Below are 20,892 nucleotides of genomic sequence, written 5' to 3'. Positions count from 1 at the left end.
TCATGGCCTCTTCCACTACTGGAGCGGTCCGGGGCGGCACTGCCGCCCCGGGCAAGCCGCTCGGAGAAATAATCTTCGCGGCCGTGATCCTGAGCATCGGGATCGTCGGCTTCGTGGCCGGGGCAGGGATCCAGACGCCCGACGCGGCCAGCGACATCGGGCCCCGGGCGCTGCCCTACATCGTCTCCGGACTGCTGGTGGCCGTCGGTGCCGGGCTGATCGTGCAGTTGCTTCGCGGCGTCACCGGCGAGGCCGAAGAGGGCGAAGACATCGATCCAAATGTCAAGACGGACTGGCTGACCGTCGCCAAGATGGCGGGCGCCGTCGTCGTCCATATTTTCTTGATCGTGCCGCTGGGCTGGCCGGTTGCCGCGGCGGTGCTGTTCGTCGGCGCCGCATGGGCGCTCGGCGCCAAGCCGCTGTGGCGTGCGGCCGTGGTCGGGGTAGTCATGGCGCTGCTGCTGCAGTTCGCGTTCGCCGGGCTCCTCGGCGTCTCGCTGCCTGCCGGCGTGCTCGAAGGGGTGCCATTCCTGAATGGATAACTTCTACGCCCTCCTGGAGGGCTTTTCCGTGGCGATGCAGCCGATCTACCTGCTGTACGCCCTGGGCGGCGTGCTGGTCGGAACGGCGGTGGGCGTGCTGCCGGGTATCGGGCCGGCGATGACCGTTGCCCTGCTGATGCCGATCACGTACAGCCTCGAGCCGACGGCGGCGATCATCGTTTTCGCCGGCATCTACTACGGCGGCATGTACGGCGGTTCGACCACCTCGATCCTGCTGAATACGCCGGGTGAATCGGCCTCCATCGTCACCGCGCTCGAGGGCAACCGGATGGCCAAAGCCGGCCGCGGTGCCGCGGCGCTGGCGACGGCGGCGCTCGGCTCCTTCATTGCCGGCACGGTCGCCACGGTGCTGCTGAGTTTCGTGGCGCCCTATGTGGCCGCTTTCGCCGTGCAGATCGGCCCGGTGGAGTACGTCGCCCTGATGGTCGTGGCGTTCCTAACCGTCGGCGCGCTGCTGGGCGCCTCGGTGCTGCGCGGCCTGGCCTCGCTGGGGCTGGGACTGTTCATGGCGTTCATGGGCGTGGACCTGATGACCGGCCAGCAGCGCTACACCTTCGGCAGCCCCTTCCTGGCGGACGGGATCGACGTGGTGCTGGTGGCCGTGGGCCTGTTCGCACTGGGCGAGGCGCTGTATGTGGCGTCCCGGCTGCGGCACGGGCCCGTCAAGGTCATCCCGGTGACCGGGGGCTGGACGTCGTGGATGAAGAAGGAGGACTGGAGGCGGTCCTGGAAGCCGTGGCTGCGGGGGACGTTCATCGGCTTCCCGATCGGCACCATGCCGGCCGGCGGCGCCGACGTGGCCACCTTCCTGTCCTACGCGTCCGAGAAGAAACTGGCCAGGGGCGCGCGCAAGAAGCAATTCGGGCGCGGGGCCATCGAAGGCGTGGCCGGGCCCGAGTCGGCCAACAACGCGGCCGCGGCCGGCGTGCTGGTCCCGCTGCTGACGCTGGGCATTCCGACGACGGCGACGGCGGCGATGATGCTGGTGGCGTTCCAGCGCTACAACATCCAGCCCGGGCCGCTGCTGTTCGAGGTCGAGGGTGCCCTGGTCTGGGCACTGATTGCCAGCCTCTACGTGGGCAACCTGATGCTGCTGGTGCTGAACCTGCCGCTGGTGGGTATCTGGGTGAAGATCCTGCAGATCCCGCGGCCGTACCTCTACGCCGGCATCCTGGTCTTCGCGGCCATGGGCGCGTTCTCGGTGAACTTCACCCCGGTGGACGTGTTCGTGCTGCTGGTGGTGGGCGTGCTGGGCTTCTTCATGCGCCGGTACGGCTACCCGATTGCCCCGCTCGTGGTGGGCATGATCCTGGGGCCGATCTTCGAGAGCCAGCTGCGGCGTTCGCTGGCCATCTCCCAGGGCGACCCGATGGCGTTGGTGTCCACCCCGATCTCCGCCGGCATCTACATCGCGCTGGTCGTCATCTTCGTGCTGTCCTTCTGGCTGAAGAAGCGCCAGCGACTGATGGAATCGGCGCTGCTCGACGACGACAATCCGCAAGGCAAGGAGGTCAGCGCATGACCACGATAGTGGTGGGGTATGTTCCCAACGCCTTGGGCGACGCCGCACTGGCCGCCGCGATCGACGAGGCCGGCCGCCGTTCGGCGGAGCTGCTGGTGGTCAACACCACCCGGGCAGACCGGCTGGTGGACCCAACCTATGCGGACGCCGCCGACGTCTCCCGGCTGGAATCGGTCCTGTCCGGGGCCGGCGTGACCTTCAGCATCAGGCACGGCATCTCGGACGGACTGGCCGCCGACGACGTGCTCGACGCCGCCGAAGAGTCCGGGGCGGACCTGATTGTCATCGGTGTGCGCAACCGCACGCCGGTGGGCAAGCTGGTCATGGGTTCCACGGCGCAAACCATTCTGCTGGGCGCGTCCTGCAACGTGCTGGCGGTGAAGCAGGGGTAGCCGGTGCCGGCGTCTGGACCCGCCGCGGTCGGCGACGCCGGGCTCACCGGGCGGAGCGCCGCAGGGCAGCCCCTATCGCCTGCGTCTATCCCACGCCCGCCGGGAGCCGCAATCGTTGAGGACCGGATTCACCGGGGCAGGGTTCCGCTGCCGGGGCAGGGCGCACGAACCCTGTCCCGGCGGTTTTTCCCTGTACCCGGTGCCATGTCCCGCGCGGCCGGGGAGCGCGCCGGGAGCGCGGCCAGGGGTTGTCGTCGAAATAACCCGCCGTGGAGGGTGATCTCGCCACCAGGTCGGTGATCTCGCTACCAGGTCGGGGGATGGCTTCGAGATCACCCCGTATAACCGGTGATCTCGAAGACAGGGGGTAACTTGGACGCCACGCAGCCCGTGCTCGGCGGGCGGACCGCCGGTGCTGGATAATTGAGCGCATGGAGTTCCGAGATCCGCCCCCCGCCGCCCCGCTTTCCGACCGGCGCAAGGTAGTGCTGCTGGGTTCCACCGGTTCGATCGGCACCCAGGCGATCGACGTCGTGGACGCCGCCCCGGAACGCTTCGAGGTCACGGCGCTCGCCGCCGGCGGCAACGTGGAACTGGCGGCCCGACAGGCGGTCCACACCCGGGCCCAGGCCGTCGGAATCGCCGCCGGAACGGTGGATGACCTGGCGACTGCGGTCAAGGCCGCCGCGGCGGACGCCGGCATTTCCGGCTACTCACCCGAGCTCTTCGCAGGCCCCGACGCAGCCGCACAAATCGCCGCGTGGCCGGACGCCGACGTCGTGCTTAACGGCATTACCGGGTCCATTGGACTGGCCCCCACGCTGGCCGCGCTGGGGGCCGGACATTTGCTGGCACTGGCCAACAAGGAGTCCCTGATTGTCGGCGGGCCGCTGGTCAAGCAAGCCGCGCGGCCCGGGCAGATCGTGCCGGTGGATTCGGAACACTCGGCGCTGGCCCAGGCGCTCCGGGCGGGCACGGCCGCCGAAGTGGAACGGCTGATCGTCACCGCCTCCGGCGGCCCGTTCCGCGGCTTCAGCCGAGATGAGTTGCGCGACGTCACCCCGGCGCAGGCGCTGGCCCACCCCACCTGGGACATGGGCCGGATGGTCACCACCAATTCGGCCACCATGGTCAACAAGGCGCTGGAAGTCATCGAAGCCCACCTGCTCTTCGACGTCCCGCTGGAGCGGATCGACGTGGTGGTGCACCCGCAGTCGGTGGTGCACTCGATGGTGCAGTTCACCGACGGGTCCACCATCGCGCAGGCCTCGCCGCCGGACATGCGCCTGCCGATCGCCCTCGGCATGGGCTGGCCGGAGCGGGTGCCGGGCGCCGCGCAGCCGTGTGACTGGAGCCGGGCCACCAGCTGGACCTTCGAGCCGCTGGACGAGGAGGTCTTCGGCGCGGTGCGGCTGGCCAAGGAGGCGGCCGGCCGCGGCGCGACCTTCATGGCCGTCTACAACGCGGCCAACGAAGAAGCCGTCGACGCCTTCCACGACGGCCGGATCCGCTTCGACGAGATCGTGGAAACGGTGGCTGCCGTGGTGGACGAACACGCGCCCTCCGGCGAACTGACCGTTGCCGCCGTGCTGGCCGCAGAGGACTGGGCACGCTCGCGGGCCCACGAACGTTTGGCTATGTTGTGACCATCTTGCTTTTCATTCTCGGCGTCCTGTTCGTGGCCGTCGGCATCGCCGTGTCCATCGCCCTGCACGAGGTGGGCCATCTGCTGCCCGCCAAGCTGTTCAAGGTACGGGTCACCCAGTACATGGTCGGCTTCGGCAAGACCCTCTTTTCCCGTCGGCGCGGCGAGACCGAATACGGCGTCAAGGCCATCCCGCTCGGCGGCTACGTCTCGATGATCGGCATGTACCCGCCGGCCAAGGCCAGCGGCGACAGCGGCGGCAGCAGCGGCGACGGCGGCAGCGGCGGCGCGGTCCGCCGGTCCAGCACCGGCATGTTCCAGCAACTGGCCGACGACGCCCGGCAGGCCGAAGCCGAGCGGCTGCAGCCCGGCGACGGGAACCGGATGTTCTACAAACTGCCGGTCTGGAAGCGGATCATCATCATGCTCGGCGGACCGTTCGTGAACCTGGTCATCGGCACGGTGCTGATCGGCATCGTGCTGGTCGGCTTCGGCTCCGCCCAGGCCACCACCACCATTGCCCAGGTCAATAAATGCGTGGTCCCGGCGTCGCAGGCCGCCGAAACCGGCCAGACCGACTGCCTGCCCAGTGATCCCGAAGCTCCGGCCACGGCGGCCGGGATCCGGCCGGGGGATACCGTCGTCGCCTTCGCCGGGAAACCGGTCACCGACTGGTACCAGCTGACTGCCTGGATCCGGGACGCAGCGGGGGAGGAGACGCCGATCACGCTGCTGCGCGACGGCAGGGAAATCACCACCACCATCACCCCGATCCTCACCGAACGTCCGGTGTACGACGACGTCGGGCAACCGCTGCTGGACGCCAACGGCGAGCCGGTGACGGAGCAGGCAGGTTTCGTGGGGATGGGCGCCACCACCGCCCTGGTGCCGCAGCCGGCCGGCGACGTGCTCCCGGCCGTGGGGGAGAACCTGCAGGCGATCACCGGCGTGGTGCTCCATCTGCCGCAGCGGCTGGCCGATGTGGCCGAAGCCGCCTTCAGCGTTGCTCCGCGCGACCCGAACGGGCCGATGAGCGTGGTGGGCGTGGGCCGGATCGCCGGCGAGATCAGCGCGATGGACGAGATTCCCTTCGAGGCGCGGGCGGCATCGCTGATCGGGTTGGTCGGCTCGGTCAACTTGGCGCTGTTCGTGTTCAACCTGATCCCGCTGCTGCCCTTGGACGGCGGGCACGTGGCCGGTGCGCTATGGGAAGCCATCCGCCGCGGCGTCGCCAAGCTGTTCCGCCGCCCGGATCCGGGACCGGTGGACATCGCCAAACTGCTCCCGCTGACCTACGTGGTGGCCGTGGTGCTGATGGGCATGGGCGCGCTGCTGATCTACGCGGACATCGTCAAACCGGTCAACATTTTCGGCTGACTCGGCGCCGTGGCGGCGCCCCGGCGAACCGCCGCCTCCCTGATCCGGCACGACGGCGGTGCGCACCTGCGTGCGCGGCACGCCGTCCGAACGGTGGAAGCCCGGCGAACCGCCGCCTCCCTGACCCGGCACGACGGCGATGCATGCCCGCGTGCGCGGCACGCCGTGCGAAGGTTGGAACCCCGCCGGTCCCCGTGGTTAGACTGGCCGAAACCGGCGAAGGGAGCCACAACCCGTGAGCACGGCACCGCGGACAGTCCGTACCGCAGCGAGCCTTAGGGGCACTGCCCGGGCGGAGACGATGCGCCGCAGGACCTGGTTCAGGACCGGCGCCGCCGCTGTCATGGCGGCCGCTGTGGCGCTTGCCGGTTGCACCGCGCCGGGCGAAGCGCAGGGTCCGCAATCATCGGAAGCCTCGGCGGAGGCCCCGGACCGCGTGCAGTTGAGGGCGGGAGCCGCAGATCCGCAGGTGCTCGCCGGCTCCGACGGCGAAGCATCGCTGGCCGCCAGCCAGGCGTTGTTTGATTCCAGCCCCGTGGCGTTCGTCGCACCGCCGGACGATGCCAACGCCATCGCTGCCGCGGCTGCCGAGTCGGTGCCGATGGGCGTGCCGCTGCTGTTGGCCGGAGACGGGCTGGCCGAAGAGCTGAAGCGGCTCGGCGTCCGCCGGGTCAAGGCTTTCGGCCAGCCGCCCGCCGAGCCGGCCGACTCCCCGAGCGCAGCGCCGGAGGCCGGCTCCGCGGCGGAGCCCTCCGCCTCGAACGCTGCCGGCTCCGCCGCCCGGAACACCGCCTCGACCGTGTCGGACACCGAACCGGACCGCGGCATCGAGGCCTGGGCCCCGCTGCTGGCGGACGCGGAAATCCTCCCCCCGGACGGGGACGTCGAGGCGCCCGAGCGTCCGGAGGAGCTTGCGGCCGTGTCGGTGTTGATGGGCAAGGACGGCGGGCAGGACTATCCCGCAACCCTGGCCGTCGTGGAGGCGGCCGGCGCCCGGGTCTTCCAGGACCCGCACGCAGACCCGCGGCGGAGCGGCGAAACCATCGATTTCCTGCGCAAGGAGCCCGACAACCGCGTGCTCGCCGTCGGCGAAGCGTTTGGCAACGGCGACACCTTCGCCCGCCGGACCACGGCAGCGCTGACCGTGCCGGAACTGCCCGGCGGCGGGCAGTTCGCCTTCCCGTCCCGGCGGATGGTGGCGCTGTACGGGCACCCCTCCGGGCCCGCCCTCGGCGCACTCGGCGAGCAGGATGCCAAGGCGGCGGTGACGCGCGTGAAGAAACTCGCCAAGCAGTACCAACCGCACAGCAAGGAACCGGTGGTCCCGGCGTTCGAGATCATCGCCACGGTTGCCAGTGCCTCGGCCGGAAAGGACGGCGACTATTCGGAGGAGACCGATCCGGACGAGTTGCGCCCCTGGATTGATGCCGCCGGCGAGGCGGGGGTGTACGTGGTGCTGGACCTGCAGCCGGGGCGGTCGGACTTCCTCACCCAGGCCAAAATCTATGAGGACCTGCTGAAGGAACCGCACGTCGGCCTGGCCCTGGACCCGGAATGGCGGCTGGGCAAGGGGCAGCGGCACATGGAGCAGATCGGCTCGGTCTCCGCTGCCGAGATCAACCAGGTCAGCGACTGGCTGGCGAAACTCACCCGGAAGAACTCCCTGCCCCAGAAGGTGCTGATCCTGCACCAGTTCCAGTACCAGATGATTTCGGACCGCCAGAAGCTGGACACCGGCCACGAGGAGCTCGCCCTGGTGCTGCACGCCGACGGCCACGGCGAACCCGGACAAAAACTGGACACCTGGCGCGTGCTCCGGGAGGACCTGCCGAAGAACATCTGGATGGGTTGGAAGAACTTCTACGACGAAGACACCCCGACCTTCAGCCCGGAGCGCACCTACACCGGCGTGAAGCCGGCCCCGTGGTTCGTTTCCTACCAATAGCCCCGCCTCCTGCCGATAGCCCGCCCGTATCCACCGGCTGGCTACCTATGCCCCGCCCCATCCACAGGCGGGCTCCCGATAGCCCGCCCGCATCCGCCGGCGGGTAAGGTGAAGACCATGAGTGTCTTTGCCGTCGAATACGTCTACGCCGCCGATTCCGAGTCCGGCCGGGACGAGTACCGTCCCGCCCACCGCGCCTGGCTGGGTGGCTTCGTGGACCGGGGCCGCCTGCTGGCCTCCGGCCCCTATGCCGACGGCACCGGTGCGCTGCTGATCTTCACCGCCGAGGACGAAGCCAGCCTGCTGGAGGAGCTGAAGCAGGATCCGTTCAACGTCAACAACTTCGTTTCCGGCCTGAAAGTCACCGACTGGAAGCCGGTCACCGGGGCGTTCGCCGACCACGCATGATCCATCCCACTCCCGCAGCATGTGCCAAGGCCGTGCGGGAAGGGGATAATGAAACCTGATCAGCAACTGCCTACCGGCACATGGAGGACGTTTTGACCTCGGTCAATCTTGGAATGCCAGCTTCACCACCGCCAGTCCTGGCGCCGCGCCGCAAGACCCGGCAGATCAAGGTCGGGTCCGTCGGGGTCGGGTCGGAATCGCCCATCAGCGTGCAGTCGATGACCACCACGCCCACCACGGACATCAATGCCACGCTGCAGCAGATTGCCGAACTGACGGCCTCCGGTTGCGACATTGTCCGGGTGGCCTGCCCCAGCGCGGACGACGCCGAGGCCCTGCCGATCATCGCCAAGAAGTCCCAGATCCCGGTGATCGCGGACATCCACTTCCAGCCCAAGTACGTCTTTGCCGCGATCGATGCCGGCTGCGCCGCCGTCCGCGTGAATCCGGGCAACATCCGCAAGTTCGACGACCAGGTCAAGGAGATCGCCGAGGCCGCGAAGGCCGCCGGCACATCCATCCGGATCGGCGTCAACGCCGGTTCGCTGGACCCGCGGCTGATGCAGAAGTACGGCAAGGCGACTCCGGAGGCGCTGGTGGAATCCGCCGTCTGGGAGGCCTCGCTGTTCGAAGAACACGACTTCCACGACTTCAAGATCTCGGTCAAGCACAACGACCCGGTGGTCATGGTCCGCGCCTACGAGCTGCTGGCCGAACGCGGCGACTGGCCGCTGCACCTCGGTGTCACCGAGGCCGGTCCCGCCTTCCAGGGCACCATCAAGTCCGCCACCGCCTTCGGGGCGCTGCTCTCGCGGGGGATCGGGGACACCATCCGCGTCTCCCTGTCCGCCCCGCCGGTGGAAGAGATCAAGGTCGGCCTGCAGATTCTGCAGTCGCTGAACCTGCGGGAACGCAAACTCGAAATCGTTTCCTGCCCCTCCTGCGGGCGCGCACAGGTCGACGTGTACAAGCTGGCGGACGAAGTCACCGCGGGGCTCGAAGGCATGGAGGTGCCGCTGCGGGTCGCCGTGATGGGCTGCGTGGTCAACGGACCGGGCGAAGCCCGCGAAGCCGACCTCGGTGTGGCCTCCGGAAACGGAAAGGGCCAGATCTTCGTGAAGGGCCAGGTCATCAAGACCGTTCCGGAAGACCAGATCGTGGAAACGCTGATTGAAGAAGCACTAAGGATTGCCGAGGAAATGGGTGACTCCGATGGCGAGAATGCTGTCAAGGGTAGCCCCGTGGTTAACGTCAGCTAGCCGTGACACGGCGGGTGCGGCAGCTGCCGTGCCCGCCGATCAGCATGCCGGAATACGGCCGCTGGAGCATGCGGATACCGGCGAGCTGTGGGAGCTGGTGCGCGCCGATCCGGTAGCCAACGTCTTCCTCGCCGCCCATCTGGAGTCCGCCGGCACCGCCGGCCCCACCCCGTCCGGTGCCCAGATCCTGGGAATGTACGACGACGGCGTCCTAACCGGAGCCTGTTGGGCCGGCGTGAATGTGGTCCCGTCCGGGCTGGATGCCGAACAGGGCGCACGGCTGGGCGCCCATCTGGCCGCCGGCGGGCGGCGCATGTCCTCGATCTTCGGGCCGGCAGAAGGCGTGCTCGGCATCTGGTCTTCGTTCCGGCACGCCCATCCGCGGGCCTTCGACGTCCGGCCCAACCAGCCCCTGATGGAGTTGCGCGGAACCCCCGCGGTGGCCGCCGACCCGCAGGTGCGGTTCTCCACCGACGACGATTTTGACGTGCTGGTGCCCGCCTGCGTGGCGATGTTCGAGGAAGAAGTCGGGTACTCGCCGCTGATCGGCGGCGGCCAGCACTACCGGCAGCGCGTGGCCACCCTGATTGGGAAGGGACACTCGCTGGTCCGCCGGGACGACCAGGGGGAGGTCGTCTTCAAGGCAGAGCTGGGCAACGTCAGCGCCGACGCGGTACAGATCCAGGGCGTGTGGGTGAACCCCGCCTACCGTGGCCGGGGGCTGGCGGCCGGCTGCATGGCCGCCGTCGTCGAGCTGTCCCGAAAGTACGCGCCGGTAGCCAGCCTGTACGTCAACGATTACAACCATCGAGCCATGGCCGCCTATGCCGCGGTCGGCTTCCGGCAGGTCGGCACCTTCGCCACCGTCTTGTTCTAGGGCGGGCCGGCGGCGTCCCCGTTGGCCGCTGCCGACCGGCCCCGCGGCCTGTCGCTGGCACGCGCGCGAAGCCAGTAGATTAGAAGGCAGTTGATTTCGCGGGCCGCTGCCGGCCCAACCCTTGAGAAACGGATTCCTGCAGTGGTTCTTCGCCTGTCCAGCATGTTCCTGCGCACCCTGCGCGATGACCCGGTCGATGCCGAAGTTGCCAGCCACAAGCTGCTGGTGCGCGCCGGTTACATCCGCCGCGCCGCCCCCGGCATCTATTCCTGGCTGCCGCTGGGCTTGAAGGTGCTGGCCAAGGTGGAGGCAGTTGTCCGCGAGGAAATGAACGCCATCGGCGCCCAGGAAGTCCATTTCCCGGCGCTGCTGCCGCGCGAGCCGTACGAGGCAACCAATCGCTGGACCGAGTACGGCGACGGATTGTTCCGCCTGCAGGACCGCAAGGGTGCCGACTACCTGTTGGCCCCCACGCACGAGGAAATGTTCACCCTGCTGGTCAAGGATCTGTACTCCTCGTACAAGGACCTGCCGGTGACGCTGTACCAAATCCAGAACAAGTACCGTGACGAGGCCCGCCCGCGCGCCGGGTTGCTGCGCGGCCGCGAGTTCATCATGAAGGACTCCTATTCCTTCGACATCGACGACGAGGGCCTGGACGTCAGCTATGACGCGCACCGCCGCGCCTACCTGCGGATCTTCAAGCGCCTGGGCCTGGAAGTCGTGACGGTCAAGGCCACCTCGGGCGCCATGGGCGGGTCAAAGAGCGAGGAGTTCCTGCATCCCACCGAGGTCGGCGAGGACACCTTCGTGCGTTCGCCCGGTGGCTACGCCGCCAACGTGGAGGCCGTCACCACGGTAGCTCCGGATCCGGTGGACTACGCCGATGCCCCGCCTGCCGAGGTCAAGGACACCCCGGACACCCCGACCATCGATACCCTGGTGGCCGCGGCCAACCAGCTGGCACCGCGCGCGGACGGGGAGTGGACCGCCGCAGACACGCTGAAGAACGTCGTCCTGGCCATCAAGCTGCCCACCGGAGAGCGGAGCCTGGTGGTCCTTGGCGTACCGGGCGACCGCGCCGTCGACCTCAAGCGCGTCGAGGCGAACATCGGTGCCTTCCTCCCGATCGGCGGCGAAGTCGAGGTCGAGGCAGCCACCGAGGAAGACCTGAAGAAGCATCCGGGCCTGGTCAGGGGCTACATCGGTCCCGGCGAGAGCCTGGATGCCGCGGTCCTCGGGACCGAGTCAGTCACCGGCCTGCTCTACCTCGTGGATCCCCGGGTGGTACCAGGAACGCGCTGGATCACCGGCGCGAACGAGGACGGCAAGCACGTGTTCGGCCTGGTGGCCGGCCGCGACTTCGGCTGGGACGGTGTCGTCGAGTCGGTCGAGGTCCGTGAAGGCGACCCCGCTCCCGACGGCTCCGGTCCCTTGGAGGCTGCCCGCGGCATCGAAATGGGCCACATCTTCCAGCTTGGCCGCAAATATGCCGAGGCGCTGGGACTGCAGGTGCTGGACCGCAACGGCAAACTGGCCACGGTGACCATGGGTTCCTACGGTGTGGGCGTCACGCGCGCGGTGGCCGCTCTGGCCGAGGCCTACCACGACGACAAGGGCCTGACCTGGCCGCGCAACGTGGCCCCGGCCGATGTCCACATTGTCGCCACCGGAAAGGGCACGGAGATTTTTGAGGCGGCCAACAAGCTGGCCGAGGAACTGTCCGGCGCCGGGGTCGAGGTCATCTACGACGACCGGCCCAAGGTCTCCCCGGGCGTGAAGTTCTCCGACGCGGAACTCATCGGCGTGCCCACCATAGTGGTGGTCGGCCGCGGGCTGGCCGACGGCGTCGTCGAAATCAAGGACAGGGCCACCGGCCAAGCCGAAAACGTGCCCCTGGTCGAGGCGGCGGCGCAGTTGGCGGCACTGGCCGGGAGGTGAGCTCCGGACTCGAGGAACTGCAGCTGGCCACCCTCGCCCTCGTGGTAGTGGGTGGCTTCGCCGCCGGCTGGGTGGACGCCGTGGTGGGCGGCGGCGGCCTGCTCCAGTTGCCGGTGCTGCTGCTGATCCCCGGGATCAGCCCCGTGCAGGCACTGGCCACCAACAAGATGGGCTCCATCTTCGGCACCACCACCAGCGCGGTCACCTATTACCGCAGGGCGCACCCGGACCTGAAAACCGCCCTGCCGATGGCCGGCATCGCGCTGGCCGGTAGCTTCGGCGGGGCCATCGTGGCCACCGTGCTCCCCGCCGAGGTGTTCAAGCCGATCATCGTCGTCGCGCTGATCGCGGTAGCCGTCTTCACCGCGCTCCGCCCGACGGCAGGTTCCTTGACCAAGCTGAGGTACAAGGGTGCCCGGCACCTGGGCACGGCGGCCGCAATCGGCCTGGTCATCGGCTTCTACGACGGCTTGATCGGTCCGGGTACCGGGTCGTTCCTGATCATCGCGATGGTGGCGCTGCTCGGCTACAACTTCCTGGCCGCCAGCGCGAAGGCCAAGATCGTCAACATGGCCACCAACCTGGGCGCCTTGGCCTTTTTCCTGCCCAGCGGAGCGCTGCTGTGGGGGCTCGGGCTGGTGCTGGGCGTCGCAAACATGGCCGGCGGCTATGTCGGTGCGCGGATGGCCGTCTCACAAGGAAGCAAGTTCATCCGGGTGGTCTTCCTGATAGTGGTCGCGGCCCTGATCCTCAAGCTTGGCTACGACGTGCTGCAGGAGAACGTGCTGGGCCGCTGAGCCCACATCGAGGGCGGTCCGATGCCCGCCCTCACGAGGCGGTGGCAGGCGCGGCCGGCAGTTCGTCGTCCAGTCCCGGGGCCGGCGGCACGACGCCGGTGGAGGCCGCCAACTCCGCCGTGGCGGCGGCGAGGCCGGACACCGCATGCTGCCGCACGCTGCCGCTGCTGAGCGCGACCAGGTCGGCCAGCGGGCTGAGGGCGGCCTTCTCGGCGTCCTGCAGCGCGGGCAGCGGATCGGCCGCGAAGTCGCTGCCCAGGGCATACGCCGGCTCCGGCAACGGCAGGTCCAGGCATTCGGCGGCCGCCACCGCCCGCCAGTTCCCGGCGGCGTCGGAATGCGCCGTCAGGCGTTCGGCAGCAGCCCCGCGTTCGGCGCCGGCGAGGCGCGGCAGCACCGTCTCATAGGCGTACGCCAGGCGTTCGTGGCTGCGGACGACGGCGGCCATGGCCTCCGCCGTCGTGGGCGCGCCGGCCGTTGCCGACTCGAGCCCGCCTTTCGCCGGGGCGGACGTGCCGGGGCAACTGGCGGCCGCCAGCGGTTTCTCCGGAGCGTCCCACGGCGCAACTACTTCCGTCCCGCCGGCCAACGCCTGCGCCTGGGCGAAGACGGCGGAGCCGATCGAGGCCAGCAGCCGGGCGAGCCCGGGGTCCGTCTCCTGGGCGTCGGCGAGCAGGTCGCCGGCCAGCGCGGCCAGGTCCCCGGGACCGGGTGGCGGCACGGCTTGCGGTGAGCCGCTGGCGGAGGCGGCGGCGGAAGACGGTGCGGCGGTGCCAGGCGCGGCAGGGGATCCGGATGGCCAGGACGTGGTCAGCTTCAGCAGGTCCGCCTGGGTCCGGAGCAGGTCGGCGGTGGGGGAGGCGCCGTCGTCGTCGTGCTCCTCGAAGGCCGACGCCAGGCCCTCCAGGCCCGCCACGGCGTCAAGGCGGGCCTGCTCTGTGGTGCTCGGGGGCGGGACGGGCTCGGTGATGCTCGCCACCACGGTGCCGGTGCTGACCACGATCGCCGCGGTGAGCAACAGTAGCGGCGCCCGGCGCCACGCCCGGGATGGCGCGGCCTGCTTGCCGCCGCGGCGCCTCGAAGTAGATCCCACAACTGAAGATGATGTCACGGGTTCGGCCTCCGCTGCACCGGCGGCAGCCGGTACTGGCGGCGGGGAGGCCACCTGTCACGGTAAAGTCGCTAGTCTAGAAGACAGACTTACCAAGACAGGGAGGCAGCATGGCCCAGCGGCGCGATCACAGCGGCGTGCCCACTACCGGAGGGACATCCGGTACCGACACGTCCGCGGAGGCCGCACGCCTGAAAGAGCTGCTGGAACCGTCCGTGGCCGCGCACGAGTTGTTCCTTGAGGATGTGGAAATCCGCTACGCCGGATCACAGCGCACCGTCCATGTCATCGTGGATCTCCCCGAGGACCAGACCGGCGGTGTGGGGCTCGATGCCATCGCCGAAGTGTCGCAGGCCCTCTCCAAGACGCTGGATGAGGATCCGCGGGACGACGGCCGGGCCTACAGCCTGGAGGTGTCCTCGCCGGGGCTCAGCCGGCCGCTGACCCAGCTGCGCCACTGGCGCCGGAACGTGGGCAGGCTGGTCAAGGTCAAGCTGGTGGCGGGGGAAGACATTTCCGGCCGCCTGCTTCAGGTCCGCGAGGGCGGCGTGACGGTGCGGCCGGAAGAAGCGCCGAAGAAGGGCATGAAACCCCGTCCGGGCGAACCGGTCCAGCTGGACTTTGCGAACATCCGCTCCGGCAAGGTCGAAGTGGAATTTGCCCCGGCGGACGAAGACACGACTGCAGCCGACGCCGACGGCGAGCTGGAGAACGAGGAGGAGGCCTGAGATGGATATCGATATGAGCGCCCTGCGGCTGCTTGAGCGCGAACGCGAAATTCCGCTGGACCTGCTGATCCCCACGATCGAGCAGGCCCTGCTGGTGGCCTATCACAAGTCCCCCGGCTCGATTGACCAGGCCCGGGCCGAGCTGGACCGCAAAAGCGGCCACGTCACCATCTGGGCAGCCGAGGTGGACGACGACGGCACCGTCATCGGCGAGTTCGACGACACGCCCACCGGGTTTGGCCGGATCGCCGCCAGCACGGCACGCCAGATCATCCTGCAGCGGCTGCGCGACGCCGAAGACGACAACGTCCTGGGCGCGTTCCGCGGCAAGGAGGGCGAGCTGGTCTCCGGCTTGATCCAGCAGGGCCACAACCCCCATATGGTCCAGGTGGACCTTGGCACGGTGGAGGCACTGCTGCCGCCGCCCGAACAGGTTCCGGGGGAGAGCTACGTCCACGGCACGCGCCTGCGCGCCTATGTGGTGGATGTCCACCGCGGCATGAAGGGCCCCTCGATCACGCTGTCCCGTTCCCATCCGGGGTTGGTGCGCAAGCTCTTCGAGCTGGAAGTACCCGAAATCGCGGACAAGAGCGTGGAGATTGTTGCCCTTGCGCGGGAGGCCGGCCACCGGACGAAGATCGCCGTCAAGGCCAACGTGCCCGGACTGAATGCCAAGGGTGCCTGCATCGGCGAGATGGGTTCCCGCGTCCGGGCCGTCATGACCGAGCTGCACGACGAGAAGATCGACATCGTCGACTTCAGCGAGGATCCGGCGACGTTCATCGCCAGTGCGCTGTCGCCGTCGCGGGTCAGCTCCGTGACCATTACCGACGCGGAAACCCGTTCCGCCCGGGTCGTGGTGCCGGATTACCAGCTCTCGCTGGCGATCGGCAAGGAAGGGCAAAACGCCCGGCTGGCGGCAAAACTGACGGGCTGGCGGATCGACATCGTGTCCGACGCGGCCATGGCGGGATAGCGCCTGCAGAAGCGAAGACCATGCCAGGCTGCGAGCCTGCAACACGCCCGGTTCGTTGGCTGGGCACTGGAAGCGGTAGAATATCCATGGCCGGGTTTCCCGACAGTCAAAAGCCCATGCAGGCGCGCGCCCAGGCGGCCACGCCGCCCCAGCGGACCTGCATAGGCTGCCGGCGCCGGGAAGACCAGGCCGTTCTGCTGCGGCTGGCAGTCGAGGAGGTCGGCGGTGTTCCCACCGTCGTCGTCGATCCGGCCCGCCGCAGGCCCGGACGCGGTGCCTGGATGCACCGCGAACCGGAATGTATGGAGCTGGCACTGAAACGGCGTGCCTTCGGCAGGGCCTTCCGGGCCACTGTCGACAGCAGCGCTGTTGCACACCTGTTCCGTGCTGACGACGAGGCGGCCACCGCGGCCGGCCCTGTCACCCCAACCGTCCAACCTGAAAGCGGGTCAGAAAACTGATGGAAACCCGATGAGTGCCAAGTGATGAGTACTTCATTGTGCTCCGCCCGCGGCGTTTCAGCCCTTTCTGCTGAAAGCCGCAGCAAGAAATAGACGGTTCGTGCCCGGCAGACCTGCCTCGTGCGGACCGAGACAGGAGAAATGTGGCCAAGGTCCGCGTACACGAGCTGGCAAAAGAGCTCGGTATTACCTCGAAAGATGCAGTATCCAAACTGCAGGAGTTGGGCGAATTCGTCCGCTCAGCGTCATCGACCATTGAGGCACCCGTCGTGAAGAAGCTTCGCGACGCGTTCCCCGCCGCCGCCCCCAAGGGTGAGCAGGCGGCCCCCAAGACAGCGCCCAAGGCAGCGCCCAAGCCGGGAGCGAAGCCCGCTCCGAGCGCAGCGCCGGCCGCCCCGGCGGCAGAACCGGCTCCGGCCGCGGAAGCCGCCAAGCCGTCGCCTGCCGCCCCGGCTGCTCCGGCGGCCCCGGCTGCTCCGGCGGCTCCGGCTGCGGAGGCGGCCGAAGCCCCGAAGCGTGCAGAAGCACCGGCTGCCAAGCCGGGATCTGCAGCTCCGCGGCCCGGCGGTCCCGCCGCCGCACGGCCGGGTGCTCCGCGCCCCGGTGGCCCGCGCCCCGGCAACAACCCCTTCGCTACTTCGCAGGGCATGCCCCGTGGCCGCGGCGACCGCGACACGGAGCGTGCACCGCGTCCGGGCAACAACCCGTTTGCAACCTCGCAGGGAATGCCGCGTCCGGGCGGCCCGCGTCCTCCGGCAGCCGGCCAGGGCGGTCCCCGTCCTGCCGCACCGCGTCCCGGAGCTGCACCGCGTCCGGGTGCTCCCGCGCGGCCAGGCGCACCTCGTCCCGGTGCACCGCGTCCCGGCGCTGCCCGGCCTACTCCGGGCATGATGCCCAACCGCACTGAGCGACCGGCTCCGGCCGGCCGCGGCGGCGGCGCTCCCGGACGTCCGGGAGCTCCGGCCCGCCCCGGGGCCGGCGGACCGCCGGCGGCCGGCGGTGGTTTCGGCAAGGGCGGCCGCGGACGCGGCGGCACCCAGGGTGCCTTCGGCAAGGGAGGCGCCGGCCGCGGCAAGCAGCGCAAGTCCAAGCGCGCCAAGCGCCAGGAACTGGAGCAGATGAGCGCACCGTCGCTGGGCGGTGTCTCGGTACCCCGCGGCGACGGCAGCACCGTTGTCCGGCTGCGCCGCGGCTCCTCCATCACTGACTTCGCCGACAAGATCGAGGCGAACCCGGCCGCGCTGGTGACCGTGCTGTTCCACCTCGGTGAGATGGCCACTGCCACGCAGTCGCTGGACGAAGACACCTTCGAGCTGCTGGGCGTTGAACTGGGCTACAAGATCCAGGTTGTCTCCCCCGAGGACGAAGAGCGCGAACTGCTCGACTCGTTCGACATCGACCTTGACGCAGAACTTGAGGCCGAGGGCGAAGATGACCTGGAGCGGCGCCCGGCCGTCGTGACGGTCATGGGCCACGTGGACCACGGTAAGACCCGCCTGCTGGATGCCATCCGCAACACCCGCGTGGGCGAAGGCGAGCACGGCGGCATTACCCAGCACATCGGCGCCTACCAGATCGACTTCCAGCACGATGACCGGGACCGGAAGATCACCTTCATCGACACCCCGGGCCACGAGGCGTTCACCGCCATGCGTGCCCGTGGTGCGAAGGTGACCGACATCGCCATCCTGGTGGTGGCCGCGGACGACGGCGTCATGCCGCAGACCGTGGAAGCACTGAACCACGCGCAGGCGGCCGGCGTGCCGATCGTCGTCGCCGTGAACAAGATCGACAAGGAAGGCGCCAACCCGGAGAAGATCCGCGGCCAGCTGACCGAGTACGGCCTGGTCCCGGAGGAATACGGCGGCGACACCATGTTCGTGGACGTATCGGCACGCGAGGGCCTGCACATCGAGGATCTCCTCGCGGCCGTGCTGCTGACGGCTGACGCTGCCCTGGACCTGCGGGCCAACCCGAACAAGGACGCCCGCGGCATCGCAATCGAGGCAAACCTGGACAAGGGCCGCGGCGCCGTGGCGACCGTACTGGTCCAGTCCGGAACGCTGCGGGTGGGCGACGCCATCGTCACCGGCAGCGCCCACGGCCGCGTGCGTGCCATGTTCGATGAGGACGGCGCATCCGTCACCGAGGCCGAACCGTCGCGTCCGGTCCAGGTGCTGGGTCTGTCCACCGTCCCGCGCGCCGGCGACACCTTCCTGGTGACCGACGACGAGCGAACCGCCCGCCAGATCGCCGAGAAGCGCGAAGCCGCGGACCGCAACGCTGCGCTGGCCAAGCGCCGCAAGCGCATCAGCCTCGAGGACTTCGACAAGGCCGTGGCCGAGGGCAAGGTCGACACCCTCAACCTCATCCTCAAGGGCGACGTGTCCGGTGCCGTGGAGGCGCTGGAAGACTCGCTGCTCAAGATCGATGTGGGCGAGGATGTCCAGCTGCGCGTTATCCACCGGGGTGTCGGTGCCATCACGCAGAACGACGTCAACCTGGCCACCGTGGACAACGCCATCATCATCGGCTTCAACGTGAAGCCGGCCGAGCGTGTGGCCGAACTGGCCGACCGCGAGGGCGTGGACATGCGCTTCTACTCGGTCATCTACGCGGCGATCGATGACATCGAGCTCGCGCTGAAGGGCATGCTGAAGCCGGAGTACGAAGAGGCACAGCTGGGCACCGCCGAAATCCGCGAGATCTTCCGTTCGTCCAAGTTCGGAAATATCGCCGGCTCCATCGTCCGCTCGGGCACGATCCGCCGCAATACCAAGGCACGTGTCACCCGCGAGGGCAAGGTCATCGGCGAGAACCTCACCGTTGACTCGCTCAAGCGGTTCAAGGACGACGCGACCGAGGTCCGCGAAGGATTCGAATGTGGTATCGGACTTGGGTCGTTCAACGACCTCAAGGAAGGCGACATCATCGAGACCTTCGAAATGCGCGAAAAGCCGCGCGTCTAGCAGTCGGCTTGCAGCGGGCGTCCGGTGGCATCGCCGCCGGGCGCCCGCTGTTCCGCCATCAACACGAGAATTGAGGAGGGGTCATGGCAGACCCAGCACGCGCCGCCAAGATGGCCGACCGGATCAAAGTTGTGGTGGCCCAGGCGCTCGAGCGCCGGGTCAAGGATCCCCGCTTGGGATTCGTGACCATCACCGACGCCCGGGTGACCAACGACCTGCAGCACGCCACCGTCTACTACACGGTGTTCGGCGACGCCGAAGAGCAGGACGGCACCCGCAAGGCACTCGAGTCAGCCAAGGGCGTCCTGCGGGCGGAAGTGGGTCGGAACATCACCGCCCGGCTTACGCCCACGCTGGAATTCGTTCCGGATGAGATTCCGGTGAACGCCAGCCACCTGGAGGAGCTCTTGCGGGCCGCGAAGGCCAAGGACGCCGAGGTGGCGGCATTGGCCGAAGGCGCCGCCTTCGCCGGGGAAGAGGATCCGTACCGCAAGCCCGAAGACGAGGACGAGGACGAATCCGGCCGCGGAGCGCGTCCGGAATAACGGCTGCTGCGCGGCGTAACGACCGCTGCACGGCTTGACGACCGCTGCACCAAGACGGTGGGCCACCTGCTGTGCGCAGGTGGCCCACCGTTTCTTTGTGCCGGCAGTCGGGGATCAGCGCAGGTGGATCTTGATGACCTTGCCGGCGGGCGGTGTCTTCCCGGTGAAGTCAGGCAGCGCATTCGTCGTCGCGTAGAGCCGGTCGCCGCGGATCTCCAGCGCACCGGGGGCAGTGGTCTCAAAGAACGTTTCCACCTCGTGGTGGCCCCTCTTCAGCACGGAGATCTCGTTGCCGAACATCTCGGCAATATAGATGTCACCGCGTGAGCTGACAGCCAGGTTGGTGGCGCCGGACAGGCCATCGGCCAGCTGCACGACCTCGCCGGTGTGGGCATGGACCTTGTAGACGCGCCCGAGCGCGCCGATGCTCCCGTCTTCGGGTCCGCCCGGCAGCGAGGTGACGTACAGCCAGCCGTGCCGGCCAAACTCCACATCCGTGGGCACCGGCTCCAGATAGTACTTCTGGCCGACCACGCAGTCCGGCAGGCCCATGCCTGCCGCCAGCTCAGCGGTCACCCTGAAGGAAACCGGAGGCAGCACCGCGACGGTGCTGACCCGCTTGCTGTGCTTGTCGACCTTTAGGATGGCGTTGCCGCCGGCGTCGGCGACGTAGATGCTGTGCCTGTTGGCGGCCGTGGCATAGGCGTTGGAGTCAACGTTGCCCTTGTACTTGGCCGGGATTCCCTCCGGAATCTTATCCAGGCACTGCTGGTCCTCCACATGGCGGAAGCCATAGGTGACGCGGCCGTCCGGGTTGCGCTTCGCCTCATAGGCTGCCACGTCCGCGATCTTCTTCGGCGTGGCCTTGTGGTCGTGCCGGTCCAGGGACTTGATCCACTGCACGTTCGGCAGGCCGTCCATGCCGCCGGCACCGGTGCCTTCGGAGAAGTAGACCGTGTGCTTGTAGAGGGAGACGGCTTGGACCTGGGGGCCGCCGGAGCTGTACAAGACTTCGGGATCGCCATGGCGCGGGATCCTGTTCAGGATGCCGGCGAAGTTCTGTGTCACAAACAGGCCGTGGCGGCCGGCGGCAAGACTCAGCGGCGATTGCAGCCCCTCGGCAAGCACGGTCGCCGACGGCGCCTCCGGGCTCTCCCGGTGGGCCGATGCCGGTGCCAGGCCAGTGCCGAACGCAAGGCCGAGCGCCAGGGGAAGGGCAAGATACAGCGGTGGTTTTTTCACAATTGAGCTCCTGAAGAGAGCCGCAGGGCACCGGACGACCCGCAGGTCGATGGAGTGACCGAAGGAACAAGGGCTAGTGATGCCGAATAGGCGACTGTGCCGGTGGCCTGCTGAAATCCCTCGTAAGGCCGCAT

At 68.7% G+C, this 20,892-nt stretch carries 18 protein-coding genes; 16 read left to right on the top strand and 2 right to left on the bottom strand.

What is annotated here, in order from left to right; translation table 11 throughout:
- The first annotated feature begins 2 nt into the window (after window positions 1-2).
- The 11 genes from AC5RUK_RS12215 to AC5RUK_RS12165 all read left to right on the top strand — a co-directional run bounded on the left by AC5RUK_RS12215 (window position 3) and on the right by AC5RUK_RS12165 (window position 12,726).
- The gene (locus AC5RUK_RS12215; RefSeq protein WP_494107938.1) at window positions 3-542 is read left to right on the top strand and encodes a tripartite tricarboxylate transporter TctB family protein; all 540 of its coding nucleotides are present in this window, start codon (window positions 3-5) and stop codon (window positions 540-542) included.
- Window positions 535-2,085 carry a tripartite tricarboxylate transporter permease gene (locus AC5RUK_RS12210; RefSeq protein WP_494152330.1) on the top strand — a complete coding sequence of 517 codons (1,551 nt, stop codon included), beginning with the start codon at window positions 535-537 and terminating at the stop codon, window positions 2,083-2,085. The genes AC5RUK_RS12215 and AC5RUK_RS12210 overlap by 8 nt, the downstream gene beginning before the upstream one ends.
- A complete protein-coding gene (locus AC5RUK_RS12205; RefSeq protein ID WP_493988148.1) occupies window positions 2,082-2,477 on the top strand; it encodes a universal stress protein in 396 nt (131 codons plus the stop codon). Before AC5RUK_RS12210 ends, AC5RUK_RS12205 begins: the two co-directional genes overlap by 4 nt.
- Before the next feature lie 431 nt (window positions 2,478-2,908).
- Complete coding sequence (gene dxr / locus AC5RUK_RS12200) at window positions 2,909-4,123, top strand: 1-deoxy-D-xylulose-5-phosphate reductoisomerase (RefSeq protein ID WP_494152329.1); 1,215 nt, start codon at window positions 2,909-2,911, stop codon at window positions 4,121-4,123.
- On the top strand, window positions 4,120-5,499 hold the full coding sequence (locus tag AC5RUK_RS12195) for a M50 family metallopeptidase (protein ID WP_494152328.1): 1,380 nt from the start codon (window positions 4,120-4,122) through the stop codon (window positions 5,497-5,499). Before dxr ends, AC5RUK_RS12195 begins: the two co-directional genes overlap by 4 nt.
- A 355-nt stretch (window positions 5,500-5,854) precedes the next feature.
- Window positions 5,855-7,444 carry a hypothetical protein gene (locus AC5RUK_RS12190; protein ID WP_494152327.1) on the top strand — a complete coding sequence of 530 codons (1,590 nt, stop codon included), beginning with the start codon at window positions 5,855-5,857 and terminating at the stop codon, window positions 7,442-7,444.
- A 117-nt stretch (window positions 7,445-7,561) separates the two neighbouring features.
- Window positions 7,562-7,852 carry a YciI family protein gene (locus AC5RUK_RS12185; protein ID WP_494107934.1) on the top strand — a complete coding sequence of 97 codons (291 nt, stop codon included), beginning with the start codon at window positions 7,562-7,564 and terminating at the stop codon, window positions 7,850-7,852.
- Between the two features lie 92 nt (window positions 7,853-7,944).
- On the top strand, window positions 7,945-9,111 hold the full coding sequence (gene ispG / locus AC5RUK_RS12180) for a flavodoxin-dependent (E)-4-hydroxy-3-methylbut-2-enyl-diphosphate synthase (RefSeq protein WP_493988248.1): 1,167 nt from the start codon (window positions 7,945-7,947) through the stop codon (window positions 9,109-9,111).
- A gap of 28 nt (window positions 9,112-9,139) precedes the next feature.
- Window positions 9,140-9,988, top strand: coding sequence for a GNAT family N-acetyltransferase (locus AC5RUK_RS12175; RefSeq protein ID WP_494152326.1), 849 nt, complete (start codon window positions 9,140-9,142; stop codon window positions 9,986-9,988).
- A gap of 141 nt (window positions 9,989-10,129) precedes the next feature.
- Window positions 10,130-11,929 (top strand): proline--tRNA ligase, encoded by a 1,800-nt coding sequence (locus AC5RUK_RS12170; protein ID WP_494152325.1) that lies wholly within the window; start codon window positions 10,130-10,132, stop codon window positions 11,927-11,929.
- Window positions 11,926-12,726: a sulfite exporter TauE/SafE family protein gene (locus tag AC5RUK_RS12165; protein ID WP_494152324.1), complete on the top strand. Its 801-nt coding sequence runs from the start codon at window positions 11,926-11,928 to the stop codon at window positions 12,724-12,726. The genes AC5RUK_RS12170 and AC5RUK_RS12165 overlap by 4 nt, the downstream gene beginning before the upstream one ends.
- 31 nt (window positions 12,727-12,757) lie before the next feature.
- Here AC5RUK_RS12165 and AC5RUK_RS12160 read toward each other — a convergent pair whose 3' ends face one another.
- Window positions 12,758-13,819, bottom strand: coding sequence for a DUF4439 domain-containing protein (locus tag AC5RUK_RS12160; RefSeq protein WP_494152323.1), 1,062 nt, complete (start codon window positions 13,817-13,819; stop codon window positions 12,758-12,760).
- 128 nt (window positions 13,820-13,947) lie between these two features.
- On the opposite strand from AC5RUK_RS12160, the gene rimP reads away from it, so the two are divergent.
- The 5 genes from rimP (at window position 13,948) to rbfA (ending at window position 19,516) form a co-directional block, all read left to right on the top strand.
- On the top strand, window positions 13,948-14,565 hold the full coding sequence (rimP, locus tag AC5RUK_RS12155; protein WP_494152322.1) for a ribosome maturation factor RimP: 618 nt from the start codon (window positions 13,948-13,950) through the stop codon (window positions 14,563-14,565).
- Between the two features lies 1 nt (window position 14,566).
- Window positions 14,567-15,541, top strand: a complete 975-nt coding sequence (gene nusA / locus AC5RUK_RS12150; RefSeq protein ID WP_493988158.1) for a transcription termination factor NusA — start codon at window positions 14,567-14,569, stop codon at window positions 15,539-15,541.
- An 86-nt stretch (window positions 15,542-15,627) separates the two neighbouring features.
- Window positions 15,628-16,002, top strand: a complete 375-nt coding sequence (locus AC5RUK_RS12145; protein WP_493988159.1) for a YlxR family protein — start codon at window positions 15,628-15,630, stop codon at window positions 16,000-16,002.
- Between the two features lie 143 nt (window positions 16,003-16,145).
- Window positions 16,146-18,971, top strand: coding sequence for a translation initiation factor IF-2 (gene infB / locus AC5RUK_RS12140; protein ID WP_494152321.1), 2,826 nt, complete (start codon window positions 16,146-16,148; stop codon window positions 18,969-18,971).
- A gap of 83 nt (window positions 18,972-19,054) precedes the next feature.
- Window positions 19,055-19,516: a 30S ribosome-binding factor RbfA gene (gene rbfA / locus AC5RUK_RS12135; RefSeq protein WP_493988161.1), complete on the top strand. Its 462-nt coding sequence runs from the start codon at window positions 19,055-19,057 to the stop codon at window positions 19,514-19,516.
- A 114-nt stretch (window positions 19,517-19,630) separates the two neighbouring features.
- On the opposite strand, the gene AC5RUK_RS12130 is transcribed toward rbfA, so the two are convergent.
- On the bottom strand, window positions 19,631-20,758 hold the full coding sequence (locus AC5RUK_RS12130; RefSeq protein WP_494152320.1) for a ScyD/ScyE family protein: 1,128 nt from the start codon (window positions 20,756-20,758) through the stop codon (window positions 19,631-19,633).
- Between the last annotated feature and the right edge of the window lie 134 nt (window positions 20,759-20,892).

Source organism: Arthrobacter sp. Y3223065, assembly GCF_059090885.1.
Note: the sequence above shows the minus strand (reverse complement) of the source record. Positions and strands in the feature narration are given on the sequence as shown.

Excerpts from the sequence above, each read along its gene's own strand:
- AC5RUK_RS12215 (WP_494107938.1), top strand. The coding sequence starts at position 3 with ATGGCCTCTTCCACTACTGGAGCGGTCCGGGGCGGCACTGCCGCCCCG.
- AC5RUK_RS12210 (WP_494152330.1), top strand. The coding sequence starts at position 535 with ATGGATAACTTCTACGCCCTCCTGGAGGGCTTTTCCGTGGCGATGCAG.
- AC5RUK_RS12205 (WP_493988148.1), top strand. The coding sequence starts at position 2,082 with ATGACCACGATAGTGGTGGGGTATGTTCCCAACGCCTTGGGCGACGCC.
- dxr (WP_494152329.1), top strand. The coding sequence starts at position 2,909 with ATGGAGTTCCGAGATCCGCCCCCCGCCGCCCCGCTTTCCGACCGGCGC.
- AC5RUK_RS12185 (WP_494107934.1), top strand. The coding sequence starts at position 7,562 with ATGAGTGTCTTTGCCGTCGAATACGTCTACGCCGCCGATTCCGAGTCC.
- rimP (WP_494152322.1), top strand. The coding sequence starts at position 13,948 with ATGGCCCAGCGGCGCGATCACAGCGGCGTGCCCACTACCGGAGGGACA.
- nusA (WP_493988158.1), top strand. The coding sequence starts at position 14,567 with ATGGATATCGATATGAGCGCCCTGCGGCTGCTTGAGCGCGAACGCGAA.
- AC5RUK_RS12145 (WP_493988159.1), top strand. The coding sequence starts at position 15,628 with ATGGCCGGGTTTCCCGACAGTCAAAAGCCCATGCAGGCGCGCGCCCAG.
- rbfA (WP_493988161.1), top strand. The coding sequence starts at position 19,055 with ATGGCAGACCCAGCACGCGCCGCCAAGATGGCCGACCGGATCAAAGTT.